This is a genomic window from Dialister succinatiphilus YIT 11850 (genome assembly GCF_000242435.1).
GTDB classification, from domain to species: domain Bacteria; phylum Bacillota; class Negativicutes; order Veillonellales; family Dialisteraceae; genus Dialister; species Dialister succinatiphilus.
The window spans coordinates 170,666-188,270 of the sequence record NZ_JH591189.1 but is presented as its reverse complement, the minus strand read 5'-3'; the positions used below and the strand labels follow the sequence as shown (position 1 = coordinate 188,270).

At 48.1% G+C, this 17,605-nt stretch carries 8 protein-coding genes; 2 read left to right on the top strand and 6 right to left on the bottom strand.

The window, feature by feature from the left end; all coding sequences use genetic code 11:
- Window positions 1-20: 20 nt before the first annotated feature.
- Window positions 21-362, bottom strand: a complete 342-nt coding sequence (locus HMPREF9453_RS09750; protein ID WP_008860394.1) for a nucleotide pyrophosphohydrolase — start codon at window positions 360-362, stop codon at window positions 21-23.
- A gap of 142 nt (window positions 363-504) precedes the next feature.
- Between HMPREF9453_RS09750 and HMPREF9453_RS09745 the strand changes: the two genes are divergently transcribed.
- Together HMPREF9453_RS09745 and HMPREF9453_RS09740 are read left to right on the top strand one after the other, a co-directional pair.
- Window positions 505-2,388: a DUF2075 domain-containing protein gene (locus HMPREF9453_RS09745; protein ID WP_008860393.1), complete on the top strand. Its 1,884-nt coding sequence runs from the start codon at window positions 505-507 to the stop codon at window positions 2,386-2,388.
- An 11-nt stretch (window positions 2,389-2,399) separates the two neighbouring features.
- Window positions 2,400-4,271, top strand: a complete 1,872-nt coding sequence (locus HMPREF9453_RS09740) for a DUF2075 domain-containing protein (RefSeq protein WP_008860392.1) — start codon at window positions 2,400-2,402, stop codon at window positions 4,269-4,271.
- A 51-nt stretch (window positions 4,272-4,322) separates the two neighbouring features.
- Here the strand turns inward: HMPREF9453_RS09740 and HMPREF9453_RS09735 are convergent, their stop codons facing one another.
- The 5 genes from HMPREF9453_RS09735 to HMPREF9453_RS09715 form a co-directional block, all read right to left on the bottom strand.
- Window positions 4,323-5,072, bottom strand: a complete 750-nt coding sequence (locus HMPREF9453_RS09735) for a hypothetical protein (protein WP_040380526.1) — start codon at window positions 5,070-5,072, stop codon at window positions 4,323-4,325.
- 271 nt (window positions 5,073-5,343) lie between these two features.
- A complete protein-coding gene (locus HMPREF9453_RS09730) occupies window positions 5,344-8,751 on the bottom strand; it encodes a DUF499 domain-containing protein (RefSeq protein WP_008860390.1) in 3,408 nt (1,135 codons plus the stop codon).
- Complete coding sequence (locus HMPREF9453_RS09725) at window positions 8,748-11,126, bottom strand: DUF1156 domain-containing protein (protein ID WP_008860389.1); 2,379 nt, start codon at window positions 11,124-11,126, stop codon at window positions 8,748-8,750. Before HMPREF9453_RS09725 ends, HMPREF9453_RS09730 begins: the two co-directional genes overlap by 4 nt.
- A gap of 36 nt (window positions 11,127-11,162) precedes the next feature.
- Window positions 11,163-13,910: a DUF1156 domain-containing protein gene (locus tag HMPREF9453_RS09720; protein WP_008860388.1), complete on the bottom strand. Its 2,748-nt coding sequence runs from the start codon at window positions 13,908-13,910 to the stop codon at window positions 11,163-11,165.
- Window positions 13,911-13,921: 11 nt separating this feature from the next.
- Window positions 13,922-17,425 carry a helicase-related protein gene (locus HMPREF9453_RS09715; protein WP_008860387.1) on the bottom strand — a complete coding sequence of 1,168 codons (3,504 nt, stop codon included), beginning with the start codon at window positions 17,423-17,425 and terminating at the stop codon, window positions 13,922-13,924.
- Window positions 17,426-17,605 lie beyond the last annotated feature (180 nt).

The following is a 17,605-nucleotide window of genomic DNA, read 5'->3' as shown; positions in this document are numbered from 1 at the left end:
AAGAAACAGAAACCATCCCATCAGAATTCCGTATATTTTTTAGCATTCCCCTTTGCCTTAGAAACCGGATATTTTTCCCCATCCTGCACCAGCTTCTCTCGGATGATGGATTCCAGATCCACATTCATGGCATGTCCCATGAGAATGCAGTAAATCATTACATCCGCCAGTTCTTCTTTCATATTTTTCGAATCTTTACCTTCTGTAGAAGAGCCAGTCCACTGGAAATTTTCGAGAAGTTCTGCTGCCTCGATGGATATCGAAATGGCAAGATCTTTCGGATTATGAAACTGCTCCCAATCCCGGTCTTTTGAAAAAGCAATTACCTGCTTAATCATTTCACTACTGATTCCTTTATGCATGGTCATTCCTCCTTGGTTTCATTATACCATTCTCTTTTGTAGAGAATAGTACAGATTCATAGATGAAAGCTACCATGTTGACCTGTTCATTACGTAGCATTGTGCTACAATATGAATTAAGTTAAGGCTAAGGAGGCACCAAATGATTATTTACGAAAACACGGCCCGTGGATTTATGGACGATGTCGACAATGATGAAATCGTTGAAAAAATGATTGCCCGGTTCCGCATCATGCGCCATGGTACTGTTTCACCAAATGAACAGCGTTCATGGCAGAATTCCCTATCCTTTATGAATAACCGTGTCAGGCGTGCCCATGTTCCTGATGACTGCGGGATACTTCTTGAATATAACCTTCCAGGTACAGGAAAGAGAATCGATTTTCTTATCAGTGGCCACGATGAAGAAAACAACAAGAACTTTATCATTGTAGAGCTGAAGCAGTGGGAATCAGCCCAGGCAGTAGAGGGGTTAAATTATACGGTACGTACTTTTTTAGGCGGCGGTATGCGTGAGACCACTCACCCGGCTTATCAGGCCTATTCCTATAAGCAGTATATGACGGATATGAGTACAGCCTTGGAAAACACAGACCTTATCCCCTTCTCCTGCGCTTATCTTCACAACTATAAAGAAAATCATCCCGAACCCCTCCTGTCAGACCAGTACAGCACTATCTGCCAGGATACGCCAGTTTTTTTCAAGGACGACACAAAAAAACTGGAAGCCTTTATTAAAAAGCACGTAGGCCATGGCAAAGGCATGGATATACTGTACCAGATTGAAAACGGTAAAATTAAACCGGCAAGGCAGTTCGTAGACTACATAACCGGGTTATTCCAGGGTAACCGTGTATTTACCCTCCTGAATGAGCAGCAGATTGCCTACGACCAGATTATGAAATATGCCACCACCGCCACAAAAAGGACCACCATTATAGTCAATGGCGGCCCCGGTACCGGCAAGTCCGTCGTTGCAGTCAATGCCCTTGTTCACCTCATGCAGCAGGGTTTGAACGTCATGTACGTAGCTCCCAATGCCGCTTTCAAAGAAGCTTTGGTTGATGAGCTGGCCTCCCACAAGGTCGAAAAGAAAGGTCGGCTGAAAAAGATATTTACCGGATCTGCAGGATTCTACAACGATGATTCTGAAGTGTTTGATGTTCTTATTGTAGACGAAGCGCACAGATTAAAGGCAAAAGGTGCCTTCATGTACCGTGGTGACAGCCAGGTAGATGACATCATACGTGCCTCAAGGGTCAATGTATTCTTCATCGATGATGCACAGCGCATCCGTCCTGACGATGAGGGTACAGTCGACCTGATTGAAACCATGGCAAGACATAGAAATTCCGATATCATCAAAGTTCACCTCAGTGCTCAATTCCGCTGCTCCGGAGAAGATGGATTCATCAACTGGATTGACGATGTTCTCCAGATTCAGAAAACCGCTAACTTTGACTCCTGGAATAACAAGAACTACGACGTCCGTCTCTTCGACAGCCCCAATGAACTGGCTGATGCCATCAATGAAAAAAATAAAGAAGGATATGATGCCCGCATGGTAGCTGGATTTGCATGGCCCTGGACTTCCATAGCTGACGGCAACAGCGACGCCCAGATTCATGATGTCAGCATGCCGGAATACAGTTTTGCCAAACCCTGGAACAGCCATAAGAACCAGTACACCTGGGCCATTGACCCTGATAAAAAGGATCAGATCGGCTGCGTTCATACCATTCAGGGCCAGGAAAAAGACTATATTGGCGTCATTATCGGTAACGACCTTCGCTATGACCCGGATACCGGTAGACTTGAAGCAGACGCTTCAAACTACTTTGATGCCAGCGGTAAGAAAGGCTTGAAGGAAAAGCCGGAAGAACTGACCCGGCTGATTAAAAATATTTACAAAGTACTGCTGACCAGAGGTACCCTGGGGTGTTATATTTTCTGTAGGGATAAAAACCTTCAGAAATATTTCAAAGAACGACTGGATATCGCGCGAAAGAGCGAAAGTAATAACTAGGAGGCGCTCATATGAAGCTCTATGAAGGTCCATCAAAAGCATTCATTTGGGAAGGACTGCATGGTACCATTGCATCTAAACTGGCATTAAGCTATTACAAAGCCTTTCAGGAACAGCCCAGTAAGGGTGAATACCAATCCTGGGAAAACTCTCTTCGGGAACTGGCCAATGTCTTTGATAAGCTGGGACTCTATGACCATGGGATTCTTCTGGAATACCAGATGCCCCTGGCCTCCAAACGGCTGGACTGCCTCATTGCAGGGAAGAACAGCCGTCATGAGGACAATGCTGTCATCATCGAGCTCAAACAGTGGTCTGACTGTTCAGAAATAGATGGTGACGGAGAAGTTTTCACCCGCTTTGCAGATGGCTATAAAGAAGTCCTCCATCCCTCTGTCCAGGTGGGCCAGTACGTTTCCTACCTTAACGATGTGAACACCGCTTTCACTCAGGAGGATCCTGTCACCCTGTCTGCATGCGCCTATCTTCATAATTACCATATCAAGCCTCATGATGCATTGACCGATTCCAAATTCGACCATATCCTGGAAAAATACCCTGCCTATACCATTGACAGGGAGCAGGACTTTGAAAAATTCCTCACCTCCCGCCTTTCAGAAGGCCAGGGGCTCCCCATTGCAGACCGCATCGCCAGAAGCCCTGCCCACGTGAGTAAAAAGCTGATGGACCATGTAGGGAACATGATCAAGGGAAACAAGGACTATATACTTTTGGATGAACAGAAACTGGTTTACGACAAGATTATGTCCAAAGTGCGCCATGCGTTACAGAGCGGTCAGAAATACTGCATCCTTGTCCGCGGCGGTCCGGGAACCGGGAAATCTGTAATTGCACTGAACCTTCTTGCAGACCTGTCTCTGAAGAACATAGAAACTCACTATGCCACCGGATCCCGCGCCTTTACCAGCACCCTTCGTGCCAAAGTAGGTGCCGCATACGCCCGTCAGTTCAAATACTTCAATAACTACATGTGGGCCCAGCCCAACCAGGTTCCCGTCATCATCTGTGATGAAGCCCACCGCATCCGCAAATCCAGTAACAACCGGTTCCAGCCCCGCACCAGCAGAGAGCAGATTGACGAGCTTCTTTCTGCCGGACTGGTGACAGTCTTCTTCATTGATGATCGTCAGGTCGTGCGCCCCGGTGAAATCGGATCAGCCGCCTACATTGAGCAGCACGCTGAAAATATGGAATGCCGGGTAGCCCGCTATATTTTAAGAACAGAGTTCCGCTGCCTCGGGTCCGACTCCTTCGTCAAATGGATTGACAATGTACTTGATATCAAGAAGACAGCCAACGCCATCTGGGACAGCCATGAAGAAAGCTTTGACTTCCGCATTATGGATACTCCCCAGGAAGTGGAAGACATGCTGAAAGAAAAAGTACAGGAAGGCTATACAGCAAGAATGGTAGCCGGATTCTGTTGGGACTGGACGATTCCACTGGATCCTGATGGAAACCTTCACAAAGACGTAGTCATCGGCTCCTACAGGCGGCCATGGAACGCAAACCCTAAACTTTCTGCCAGCGTACTGAAAAGCAAAGGTATTCCCAGTTCCGACCTCTGGGCTTCGGACCCCCACGGCTTCTCTCAGATTGGTTGCATCTACTCCGCCCAGGGATTTGAATTCGACTATGCAGGTGTCATTGTAGGAAAAGACATGGTCTATGATATTTCCAGCCAGCAGTGGATTGGTCATCCGGAAAACACTAAAGATAGAACCGTTGGCCGGGCTGGAGAATCTTTCCTCCAGATGATCAAAAATACATACCGCGTCCTCTTCACCCGCGGCATGAAAGGCTGCTATGTTTATTTCCTGGATGAAGACACCAGGAAATATGTTGAAAGCCGTCTCAAGTAATCCTGACACAAAAAGCTCCCCTCCGGGAGCTTTTTTATATGATATAAAAGATTAATCCGGCAATCCCCAATCCCTATCAGGGTCATTTCGACGATTTTCCTTGAAGCTGCTTGCCTTTTTGAGTACTTGCTTCTCGCCATTGGAATCTACCCAACTGAAAACTACTTCTGAATCCTGGCTTTTGCCTGAATTACTTTTATACACGGAAACATATTTAGTTACCTCAATCCCATCTAAGACCAGTGATTCTGCACCGCGTATGGCACCAAACTTTTTCCAAAATAATTTATCTAACAGACCATATGAAAAGTCAGATTCCTTAATTTTTTCCGGATTTTCCAAAAGATACGCCCTATGCTCATCATCACGTCTAAGCTGCTCCGCTTTTTGAGCAAAGTACTTTCCTTTTTCAATATATTCCTGTAATCCTGTCTCTTTGGAAATCTTCTCTCCTTTTTTTAATATTAAATCTCCGTTATAGTACAGTTTTAAGAGTATCCTGGCCCCCTGGGGGCTGGTTCTGATTGTTTTTCCATATGGGGATGGTATTTCAATCCATAATTCATTATAATCCGCTTCTGTTAACTCTGTTTTACCTATTTTGTATCGCGAATACTCAACTCCACTGTAATCAGGACTCATAATTTCTTTTGATTTGTTAGGCATGACTCCAGGAAGACACTTTAATGCCTGAATCAGAGTCATATACTCTGTGGCTACAGCCTCTTCATAAAGATCCATTATCTCATCTCCTGTCTTTTTTATTTTGATTATATCATATCTTTTATTGTACCCTTTCATCTTATCCTTTATATGGTGGATTGCCCTTTATCTGGAGTCTCGCTTATAGGACATTCGATGCATTGGGAGGATTGACGGCACTGACCGGTACAGAAGGTCTTTTAAGGCCTGATTTAGGGTACAAAAATAGCCTGATGATGTAAACGGGTCCCTAAAGACCGGCATTGACATCATCAGGCTATTTTTGTGTGGGCCATCCAGGCCTCAAAAGGACTACCTGACTGACGCTGCGTCAGCTGACTCCAAATAATGAATTGAATGTTGTGAGATCTTAATCATCAAATCCAAATTCTTTTACCTTCAGTGTTCTGCAGTTCTCACTCACAGTCCGCACCGTATCATCGGGTGTTCCGTTCGGCGCTTCCATCTGCACATCAAGGGTGATAGTCACCTTCGCTCCATCTACTTCTTCCAGGTGGTTGATGACCTCTTTCAGGTATGTACCCATATCCCGAATAGCCCGGAGGGAATCCAGATTGGCCGACATGAAGAAATGGGTATTTCTGGCCTTTTTCTGGGAATCAGACACTGTGGAATCACTGTGGGAATTGCTTTCAATGGAAGAGGAAGGATAACCGTTGATATTCGGTTCCGGATCCGTTTCCACATTCTTTGGATGGTTTTCTTCTTTCCTTTTCCTGTCCTCTTCCAGCTGCTTCTTTGCCACATCCACCTTGACCAGAAGGTCCGAGTCATGAAGACTGAAGGCCGGCTGCCCCAGTTTCAGGTCCACATAGCGCGTTCCATCGAAATCGGCTGCCAGGGCGAAGAATTCCTTGGATTCCAGTCCGTCGCGGATAGCTCCTTCCAAAACGTTGAATTCGGAAAGTCTTGGCAGGTAGAGGTAGGTGCTTAGATAATCCCATAATCTTTTGATGGAAATATGATTGACGTCCTTCCACAGCATATCGTCCAGTGTCATTTTCAAAAGCGTCGGTGCCCATTTGATGATGAGCTGCTCCGCTCCCTCCAAGCTCCGGCTTGCTTTGGTGGGAATCGTATCAGTGCCGCCACCCACATTGATTGGATCCCATAAAACTTTCTTCATATCGCCATATTCATCGATGGATGGCACCAGCAGATGGCAGTATAGTTCCTTAAGACGCATGTCCACTGTCTGGCTGCTGCGCTTTAAATTGTTTTCAGTCTCCCGTCTCTGGTTTCCATCCAGATTGAGCTCTTCCTTTTCCTTATCGATAGAGCTCCACGCCAGATACCGTCTTGTTTCCTGCACCAGGGCGCCCAGCTTATTGGCATCCGGTGCCATGAAGACAAGCATATTCTTATACATACGAGGTGATGTGCCGCGGTTATTTAAAATATCCTCCGCCATTTTCATAGCCCTGGAATCAGTCTGCTTGTACGTATCCGCCGGCTTCAGGATGACCAGACGCACCCGCTGCTCATCGGGCACATCATTGGAAGAATCGGGGCAGATGTGGATGCCTCCAAAGGGAGGTTCTTTGCGGACCTTTCTCAGTCTTCTTTCCAGTTCTTCCTCCACATTGGCGGAAGAGAACTGGGAAGCCCTGTCTTCGGCTGTCTTCTTCAGCGTAGGCTTCGTATCATACCAGTAACGGCTGCCGTTGGGACTGGTATACAGATACACCAGCGATCCGTGGAGTGTATTCAGCGCATCCTTAAAGAGTGCCGGATTTTCTCCTGGCTGCACGGTTCCCAGCATGATTCCGGAAATCTCGATTCCCCGGATGCCCTGATTTCTCATGGCTGCCGTTCCGGGCGCACTGCCCAGCATGATGGTTCTTGCCACCCGCCGGCAGGCCATACGCTGTGCGTAATGAGGATTGGACTTTTCTTTTTCGTAGGGAACGGACTCTTTTCCATCCACTTCCTTATCTACAATACTGCTCCATGTCTCCGGCAAGTAGCGCAGCAGCTCCTCCCGCACGCCCGATGTATCCAAGGGCAGGGAGCCCGGCATGATCATGGGGCTTTCATCATTGGCCATCCACAGTGCATGAATCACCGCCGCCATGAGGCGCAGCACACCTCTGGTACGCTGGAAATCTTCCAAAGTAGCCCAGTCTTCATAAAGCCTGTCAAAAACCTCCGGATGGATAGGATAGCTGGAAATCAGACGATTTTTATAGTCCAGCTCCCTGGCCTCCACAGGAAATTCGTCGGGATGATCTCTGTACATCTGACTGAAGACTTCACACACCTTTTCCCTGGCTGCATCATCCTTGCAGCGCAGGAAAAGTCTGCGCCGTACCACTTCAAAGCCTTCGCTGGCAGCTACCGGTTTCCAGATGGCTTCCATTCTGCCGAAGGTATGCTGGATGGTCTCCAATACCTTCTGCCCTGCTGCGCCACCGATTTCAATATCGGACTCCGGAATAGATGCCACCACCAGACTGTTTGCGCTGGCTCTTGCCGCCTCCGTTACTTCCTGGATAAAGGTAATAAAGTTATCATAGGTACCCGCCGGCAGGTCATCCTTCCCATACAGTTTCTTTCCATAGGCCACCAGTTCGTCCATCAGTATGAGGCAGGGGCCGCACTCATTGAAAAGATTTTTCAGATTTTCAGAGCCCGGCGAAGTTCCCTTACGGTCTGCATCACGGATGTACTTCCCATAGAGCTCCGGTTTCCCTGCAGAGGTCACCAGCTGGAAGGCCATTTCGCCCCAGATGGTGCTCACTGTATAACCGGGAAGTGTGGCCGGATTTTTCCGTTTTGATGGATCCAGTGCCGTTCCGACCAATACAGCTACATTGGCCTTCGGCAGTGCTGTAAGCCCTGCTTTTTCCAGTGCCGGTTTCACCACGGGAATGGAATCGATGGTCGTTTTACCGCGAAGCATATGATAAAGGGCCAGCATACTGTGGGTCTTGCCGCCGCCAAAGGCTGTTTTAAGCTGGATTACCGGTTCTCCGCCCTTACCGGACACCCTTTCCAGAGACTGCACCAGAAGTGTCTTCATGCCTTCTGTCACATAGGTACGATTAAAGAACTCCACCGGATCCCTGTATTCGTAGGCACCCTCGCCTCTGGCCACCTGGGCCAGGTCTGCCGCAAATTCCGCTGCCCGATACCTGCCTTCCGCCACATCGGGATGGGGTTCCATCACATCCCGCCAGCTTGGCAGATTATCTATGACCTTGTACTTGACTACATCGGCAATGTTATCCTTATTTTTTGCCTTCAGCTGATCCACCGGTGTCGTATTTTCCGTAACGCCGGTAGTTCCTTCCTTTGAGCCATACCTAAGCTGGCGGTACAAAGCACGGATTTGTTCTGTCGCTTCCGCGTCGATGCTTTCACACAAGCGAGCCATGGTGTCCAGCGCCCGTTCCGCATCTCCCTGGGATAAATCGCCGGAGCCCCGATGAGCCACCTTATTTCGCACCCCCTGCAGCTCAGAGGCCCAGTTTCTGTGGCTGAGGGACATTTTCTGACTGAATACGTATCTCCACCGACGGTTGATGAGACGAAGGCAGTTGGACATATCCAGGGAGTCCTGCAGCATAGCATAGGTACCGTCCACCGGTACATCCGCCTCATGATGATCGGTGTCTGTCAGTGCTTCCCGCACTTCCATCCACCACTGATTTCCATAGATCCTGTGCATTTCCGCACATACATATCCGGAAAGCATGGGCAGAAGAATATTAAATCCCTCCTGCACCATATCATAATTACTTTTCTCCGGCATCATGATTCCCTCCTGTCAATTGTCTGCCTCAGAATGGGCAGCGCCTCTTCCAGTGTCATAGTGCTTCCATCTGCATTGAGCACAGACCGGAAGCTTGTAAAAATCTGGAGGCCCATACCCAGTCCCACAATATACCGATCCTTTTCATCATCCGTTCCTTCATAAGCTTTACCCAAAATGTCAGGTAATTCTCTTTTTAGTGCCGCGATGAAATCTCTCTTCGAAGCGGCCGGTCTCTTTTCCCCGCCCTTACGGAAAACCACAGCAGTCCGTATGGATTTGCCTGCCACTCCTGCCCTGGCCGTCCGAATGGGCCACAGGGCAGTAATCATAAATCCGCTGTTCATTATGCTTTTCAGCAGATAACCAAAAGGAGAAAGCCCTGCTTTCTTATTCTCAGCATTAGGCGCCTCTTCGTCCTCCTGGTACTCGAAGAAGACAAGGGATGGATACTCTGTAGAGGCAGACGGATAGAAATGGGTGAAAAGCTGCGTTAATCCATTACGATAGGCTGCCAGGGCTTTTTCCCTGTTTCCGCCATAATGTTCCGGAATAGAAGAAAGTTCATCCTTTGGCGTCTCCTTTTCCGAAAACAGCTCCGGATAGATATCCTTCAGGCATTTCCTCAGCCAAATATAGTAGTAATCCGATAAATCGGCATATCCTATATGATCATAGTAGGGAAGTTCCGTAAAAAGGACAGAGTCCTTGGGAAATGAAATCTGCAGCGCATTTACCTGCTTCACTTCAATCTTATTGGGATATAACGTCTTACACGTATCTCCCTCCTTCACTCTTATTCCCACAAAGCTGTAATAAAAGCCCGGAGCGATTTTTTTCACAAGAGAATCAAAATTACCCGAAACCGTGGAAAAAGGATTCCCCTCCCCTATGACCCATGTCATGGGAAGTGCATTCCTCGTAATGGAAGAACGTAAATATCCTTTCCGATGGTCCCAGGAGCAGCAGGTGGACTGATAATCCGACAAATAGCTGATGGCAAGTCCCAGATACACACCCAATGCCTGGCTGTAAGCGGTAGAACCTGTCCCCCCCTCTTCCAATGAGCGGGTATCAGGAGTTGTATTTCCCAAAGCATGGTCAACATCCTTCTGAATTTCCCTGATTACATCAGGAAGCAGGCTGCACATGGATTCCAAAAGATACATCTGACGGGGAAGATAAAGATCGGAGAAGTTTTTCATTCCAAAACGGGGTGTGGAAAACCAGCGGGAATTATCGGGAATCCGGCCTTCCGGCACATCCTTTGTCTTTCTCGCTTTGGCTGCACGAAGCTGCGCCTCATCGGGTTCTACAAAGATACGGCTTTCTTTGGTTTCTGCCGCCACCGCCATCATCCGGTAATGAAGCTGCCCCTTCTGCCCTGCTTCTATTACACTTTGATCCGTTGTAATAGCACCGCAGTGGGGGCAGATAAAGCGGGCGCCCCGGCTTCCATGCTTATTGGTTTTCTTATCCTCCGGGCACAGTCCCCGATGCACATGGAAATGAAGCTTTCCCTCTTCCCAGACCGGCTCTGCCCAGAATTCTTTTCCCTTCTGCTCCGAAAGGATAAAACTGCCGGCCATGGGCATTTCGTATCCGCAGGCAGGGTTGGGGCATTTCATAGTCCTTACCCACACATAGGCGTAGGCAGGGGCCTTTGTTCCATCAGGCAATGCAATGTCCGGATAGAAGGACGCCATTTTTTTGTAAACTTTCTCTTTCAGCCGTTCTCCATAGTAAAGGAGATCATCACCTGCATCTCCGATGATTGCTTCAAAATCGGACTGGATCCCAGGATTGATGGGATCCCAGTCTGCACAGAATCGAGGGAGTTCCAGAACTGCTCTGGTAAGAAGTGCGGCCACAGGATTCAGGTCGCCAGCCTTCACAGAGAGTGCCAGTTTGTCAGCCGCCAGCTCCAGGCCGCCATATCCACAAAAGGGATCACAGATGATGGGTCTCTCCTCATGAATCAGCGTGGGTTGAATGCCTCCCCATTCCCAGGAGTCCCGATATGTGTCGCCCGGATACCACTTATCCAGAATTTTCTCATCGAATTCATCATGGCAATATCTTCCATCCCTAAATCCATCCGCATGTTCTCTATCGGAATACATTACCTCATTTTCCGGCCAGAAGTCGTAATCTTTTCCCCAGGCCAGGTGGATCAGGTCCTGCTGCACTGCTTCTATTCTCTCCTCGTCAGAAGGTGCGTCCCATAAAAGAGCGGCCAGAAGAGCGGCACTGGAATACACAGGGCTCCGCTTCCACCAGGGATGCATGTTTCTGGGATGATTTTTTTTCGTCTTTTCCGTCATGGCAGAACGATTCAGCTCTTGAAGAGGAATCGTGGTCTCAATGACTTTTTTCATTTCAAGCTCCCTTCTACTGCTCATGGAAACTGCCGATTATTCAAACAGACTTGTTTCTACCATCTGTCTCGACTGCAGCTCCGCAGCCCGGCTCTGGATATCCATCCAGGAAACGATCAATGCGTTATAGGCGAAAGCTTCCGCAGTCCATCCTTTCTGCTCAGCCACCGTATACAGGCGATATGCCAAATCCTTTGCATATTCCACATTGACCCCATAAAGGGATGCTACCTGTTTGGCACATTCTTCTATGCCCCCCTTTGCCATGGCACCGGTAAGCTGCTGGGTGAGCCGCCAGACGTTGGATTCATCAGAGTCTACTTTAGGCGGCAGCTCTTCCCGCCTCACCAGGTGCACCTTGCCGGCCTTGGCGTAGAGCACCTTGCTGTCTACCATCTTAGGAATGAGCGCCCCCTTGGCATTGGCCAGGATTTCCGCTTCGCCGTAGGGGATATCTTCATATTGGGCCTGCATATACAAGTCCACGCAGAAGCGGCTTTCCGCATCCAAACTCCCTACCTGTTCATTAAAATAAGCATCTACCTGCTCATTGATGACCTGCAGGGCGCTCCGTATACTCATTTCCGAGCCATCTGCCTCCAGCACCCGGCTGTACTTGGAGAATACCCCCATGCCGGGACCGATGGATGCCTGGGCTAAGTCTACAGGAGCAATATTGCTCTGCTGCAGCTTTTTTAATGCTGACTGTAGTTCTCTCCGAAGCTCTGCTATAAAATGACGGCGAGTTGTCTGCGGCGCATCTTCCGAACGTTTGCGGCAGACAAGTACTATCGATGACGCCAAAGCATTTGAATTCATACTACGGGTCCTACCTGATCTCTCGGTTCTAATTGGCCACGTCCCAGTTATTCTAAATCCTGAACGTATTAATGCTGAAAGCATAGTTTCCCAGCCCGTTGATGAAACAAATTGTTTTTGTTGGCTAATTGTTATGGTACTTTCTTTAAATGCATAATAAATAGTTACTGGAACATCATCTTTCGAATATTTATACATTTGTTTACACGCGAGGAACATCCCATTTTCGAAATATTCTGCTGCTTTTAATTTATTCCCTTGCCTATAAGGATCTGCCACTAGCTCTTCATTTTTAGGGGTTTGAATTGTTTTAAATAAATTAGGATAAACAGATTGAAGATTTCTTCTCATCCATCCATAGAAAAAATCGGCAAAATCTGCATATGGAACATTGCTATAGTAAGGAGGATCTGTTGAAATAACTACATTTCTCAATCCTGAATCAATTTGTGCGTCAACCTGCTCAACATTTCCAGCATTTTTAGTTGGCAAATTGCGTATACTTTTTACAACCCACTCTAGCATATTATCAAATGAACCAGACGCTCCAGAAAAAGGATTTGCTTCAGCATAATCCCATGTCATCGACATCCCCGTTAATCCGAATGTATTGCGAATTTTTTGTCCAACAGCATTCCAAGAACATACAGCCGAATTATAATCTGCCAATTTGTCTATAAGAAAAGCAAGATACACTTTAATTGCTTCAGAATACGCTTTTGCGCCGCAGCCTCCATTGCTTAAACTAACATGGTCATTTTTTAATCCTGCAATAATAGCTGCTTTTTCAATGCGGTCTCCTAAATTTTCTATATTCTTTTCTAATTCTGTAAAAATTGTCAACTGCCGCGCAGTAAATAAGTCCTGAAAATTCTCTAGCCCATATGCAGGCGTATTCAAATAACCTGGATAATTTGCTATTTTCCCAAGATCAATATCTGGACGATCACAAGAATAAGCAGTTCTCTTCTGGTATTCATCAGGTGTTAAATAAATCCTCCCCTTCTTACCTTTAGCAACCACTGCCATTAGTTGAACCCCTAAATTATTTGCTTTCCCCTGTTCACGAATATATGAGAAACTAACAGGCGTATTGCAGTAAATGCAATGAGCTCCTTTTCTATTAACCGTTCCTTCCTCTATGGGGTCCTTCGCGTTGATTACCCTAAAAACCGGGTATCCGTTTTCGTCTCTTTCTACCTTCACATAAGCTTTATTTTTAGCAATTATATTTGATTTAAACAATGGCATATGGCAACCGCATGCAGGATTAGGGCATTTAATAGTTCGTGCCCATAACCAAGCGATTACTGTAGCTTCACCACCACCTTCTTCCTTTGGCAGCTGTACTTTCGGATAGAGATGACCGATTCGCTTAAAAGCTTCTTTTTTCATCCATTCCCCATAGTACCGTACATCCTCTGCAAGTCCCTGTGCCCCATGCCATTCATTAATGCGACGTCCATCATCAGGGCTTACAGGCGGTTTTCCTGCAAAGCGGGGCGGAATTTCAATCATGGCCTTATTGATCATGACGGCTACAGGATTCAGGTCATGGGCAATGGCTTTGAGTCCCAGCCGCTGGGCTTCTAGGGGAATAGCACCGCCGCCGGCGAAGGGATCCAGCAGCGTAGGGAATTCTCCATTGTTATACTTCAGGATTTCCGCCTTGGCTTCATCCAGGACCTCCTGGTTATTGGAATTTTCCCATACCACCAGTTTCTCCAAAATGCCAAAGAGGCGCTGTCTTTCTTTCGTCTGCGCTTCTTCCGTAGGGAAAAGTTCGGGATGGGAGGAAGGCGCATCTACGAGGCTGGCCCAGATGACCGCTCTGGCAGCGGCCAATGGCCGGCGTGCCCACCACAAATGAAGGGTCGATGGATGCCCATGGCGGATAGATTTCTCCCTGGCGCAAGCTTCGTTGATTTTATCCAGCGGCAGTGCCACTTCAATGAGTTTCTTCATTCCAAAATTCCTCACTTTTCCAAAAGGATTTCCGATTCTTTCACCAAGTCCCGGATATTAAAGTTGATACTGGTGGCGGTAAAATCCGGTGGATTTCTAAAGGGCTTTTTTAAGTACAGGGTATGGGTATTTTCCCCATCCACTTCCACCAGGGCCAGGATGAATTCCTCCGGCCGGTTCAGGGCTGTGAGGATTTCATTCTTGCTGACAGTCACAGTTTCTGCCCCCTTCTGCCGACCTTTCACCTCGATGAACCGCAAAGCGCAGTCACCGGAAGCGGCACGCATGGATTCAGGCACTCTGGATTCCACATCGTAGCCGCATTTCTGGGCGCTCACATCTTCCGGCTGATAGCCCAGTTCTTTTTCGATTTCCATCACCCTGTTCATGGCTGCATATTCCACGCTTTGCCGATCTCCCTGTCCCATGGAAGGCAGCGGGTCTGCCATGAGCCGGTGAATCAGCCCTTTAGGAATAATCAGTGCACCCCCTGTAATAATGGGAGGCAGGGGGGAAATGCTCCGTTCTTTACTGATTTCTTCCAATCGTTTCTGCAGACGGCTGGCCGAATCATCGGCTCTTTGGGCAGCCTGCATGGAATTCAGCCGGGCATTCGTTTTCCCTGCTGCTTCCTGTTCCCTCAAATTTACTGCCTGGTTATCCCAGTACTGGATTTCTTCGGTCAGCCTCTGTTTCACAGCCTTTTCCGTCTTATCCAGCATGGCTAATTTCCGATGCTTCACTTCTTCCATGTGCCGGGGAATCAGGTGCTCTATGGCGTAGCCTTTGGCTGCATTCTGCACATCATGGCAGAGCCATTCCTGTGTTTCCATCCATTCACCGACAGCCTTCTTCTCCTGTTCATCCGGTGCCCGGTAATCCAGGTAGGGTGCATAGCCTGCATTGATGGCGGATCCGTTTTCCTTCATTTCCACAAAGTGTATGTGCTTGGATATGGTCCGGCGCTGTCCATTTTTCAAAAGGACACCATCCTGTATGGCATCTTCCACATAGAAAAGAAGCCTTGCTTCGGTGCCATAATCCTGGTCATCGATAAAGACGGCGCCTCGCTTCATCACATCCCTGCTTTTTTCACAAATGATATCTATCACTGCTTCCAGGAGGGGATGACCGGGGCAGAGAAGTTCTGCCATGGGACGCCCCGGAATGATGCAGTCTTCTTTATCAAAGCAGACTCTTTCGTAGCTCTTCAGCACAGGGATTCCCAGGCCGATCTGCATATCCCTGTTCCGCACGGCCTGGGGAACAAAGGTCACCTGATATCTGCCTTTTTCTCTTCTGACCATCCGCCCTCCCAGCCTCTTAAAAGCCTCCAGGAAGAAAGCTTCAATGAAATGGGGCTGCAGCTTATGGGCTTCCATCCTTTCCATGTCTTCCTTGATCACATTCACCGTGTGAACGTCCATGACATCATCGGTCAATGCCTGGTCCTGAAGCATTTTCCGGAATACCTCAGGATTCACGGAAGCATCCACCACCTGTGTCAGCCTTGCCCGTACCTGGGGATCATTGCCATACCGGATGGCTTCGATCAAAAGGTCCTTCAGCGGCTTATTATCAAAGGTCATTTTTCCAAGGATGTCAAAGACTTTCCCGCCCATGGCCTGTCTTTCTTCTTCCAGCTTGCTGAAGAGCCGCTGGAAGACATAGCCTTCCCTTGTTTCGGAAGCCACCAGATTCCACAGATGGCAGACCTCGGTCTGTCCGATTCTGTGGATACGGCCAAAGCGCTGCTCCAAACGGTTGGGATTCCAGGGCAGGTCATAGTTGATCATCAGGTGTGCCCGCTGGAGGTTGATGCCTTCACCGGCCGCATCGGTGGCCACCAGGATACGGACTTCTTTATCCTGTTTAAACTGTTCTTCCACCTTGCGCCTGTCGCCGCGAAGCATGCCGCCATGGATGGTCACCACTGCCTCATCATCACCTAAGAGGGAGCGGATCTTCTCCGCCAGGTAACGGAGTGTGTCCTTATGCTCTGTAAAGATGATCAGCTTTTCCCGCTCACCATCTTTTCCTACCATGAATGTCTTATCCTGCAGGAGATTGGACAATTCATCCCACTTGCGGTCTACGCCGCTTAAACGGACGTCATTGGCCATTTCTTCCAGCCTTTTCAGGATACGGATTTCAGCCTGCAGTTCTGTCATGGTGGCCGCAGCAGAGGCGTGATCCACCACCTGCTCTTCCATCTGTTCCTGCTCTATGGAAGGCAGATCGTCTTCATCCTCTTCTTCCCAATCGGGATTTCTGTATTCTTCTGCCCGCCTGCCCAGTTTTTCCTCTTCCAGGCGATGTTCCAGGCGCTCTCTTCTGCGCCGGAGGGATTGATAAATGGCTTCCGGTGAGGAGGCCAGTCTTCTCTGCAGGATGGTCAATGCAAAGCCTACGGCAGCTTTGCGGTCATTCTGCAGCTGATCGGCACGGTTGAATTCTTCCTGTACATATTCCGTTACTTCCTGGTAAAGCTTTGCTTCCATGGGAGAAAGGGAATAGTTCACCGTATAGGCTCTCCGTTCAGGGAACAGGGGGGTACCATCAAATTTCAACAGCTCTTCTTTCACCAGGCGCCGCATCACATCGCTGACGTCGATGGAGTGCTGGCTCTTGATACGTCTCACGCCAAAGCGGTCCGCATCCACCAGGGACAGGAAGAGTTCAAAGTCCACTTCTTTTCCATTGTGGGGAGTAGCGGTAAGTAACAGGAAATTGCGGGCTACCTGGGAAAGGAGCTTTCCCAGCTGGAACCGCTTCGTATACTTGACCTCTCCGCCCCACACGGTGGCAGAGAGTTTATGGGCTTCATCGATAACCACAAGATCCCAGTCTGTATGCTTCAATTTGGCCTGTAAATCTTCATTTCGTGCCAACTTATCCAACCGGCAGATGATAAAGTTTACTTCATTAAAAATATTGCCGCTCACTGCTGATTCAATCCGGTCATTGGTGAGAATATCAAACTTCAAATGGAATTTGGAATACAGCTCATCCTGCCACTGTTCCACCAGGTTTCCGGGAGTCACGATCATGCAGCGCTTCAGATCACCCCGGGCAATCAGTTCCTTGATATACAGGCCGGTCATAATGGTCTTCCCTGCTCCCGGGTCATCGGCCAGGATGTAGCGCAGGGGCACCCGTGGCAGCATTTCCTTATACACCGCCGAAATCTGATGAGGAAGCGGCTCCACGGAGGATGTATGAACCGCTAGATAGGGGTCAAATAAATGGGCAAGGCTGATTCGATAGGCTTCTGATGCCAGTTTCATCTGGTCCGGGTCTGCATCGAAACTCCATGCCAGGTGTCTGAATGATACGGAAAGTTGGGGCTCGTTTTCCCGATAAAGGAGCTGATTTCCAAGCACGCCTTTGGAGTCCTTGTAGGTGACTTCCAGCACATTGCTTCCATACCATTGAACTGCCACAACGGAAACAATGTCACTGTCTACTATCCCTTTTACTGTACTTCCGACAGTCACGTCTTCCAATTTACTCATAGCCAGCCACACCTGCCATTCATTTGATTTCTCAGGATTCCGAATTCAACTTATATAATGAAGTCTTATTTGAAGCAAATCGTTTATTATAGTAAAAAAACTCATAAAATACAAGTATATGCTTATGACATGCACAAAGTGTAACATTTGTCAAATGAGACAAACTACTTTAATTATATC

What these genes read in the sequence shown, in the direction of transcription:
- HMPREF9453_RS09750 (WP_008860394.1), bottom strand. Translation starts at nt 362, where the DNA reads ATGCATAAAGGAATCAGTAGTGAAATGATTAAGCAGGTAATTGCTTTT.
- HMPREF9453_RS09745 (WP_008860393.1), top strand. Translation starts at nt 505, where the DNA reads ATGATTATTTACGAAAACACGGCCCGTGGATTTATGGACGATGTCGAC.
- HMPREF9453_RS09740 (WP_008860392.1), top strand. Translation starts at nt 2,400, where the DNA reads ATGAAGCTCTATGAAGGTCCATCAAAAGCATTCATTTGGGAAGGACTG.
- HMPREF9453_RS09735 (WP_040380526.1), bottom strand. Translation starts at nt 5,072, where the DNA reads ATGAAAGGGTACAATAAAAGATATGATATAATCAAAATAAAAAAGACA.
- HMPREF9453_RS09730 (WP_008860390.1), bottom strand. Translation starts at nt 8,751, where the DNA reads ATGATGCCGGAGAAAAGTAATTATGATATGGTGCAGGAGGGATTTAAT.
- HMPREF9453_RS09725 (WP_008860389.1), bottom strand. Translation starts at nt 11,126, where the DNA reads ATGAAAAAAGTCATTGAGACCACGATTCCTCTTCAAGAGCTGAATCGT.
- HMPREF9453_RS09720 (WP_008860388.1), bottom strand. Translation starts at nt 13,910, where the DNA reads ATGAAGAAACTCATTGAAGTGGCACTGCCGCTGGATAAAATCAACGAA.
- HMPREF9453_RS09715 (WP_008860387.1), bottom strand. Translation starts at nt 17,425, where the DNA reads ATGAGTAAATTGGAAGACGTGACTGTCGGAAGTACAGTAAAAGGGATA.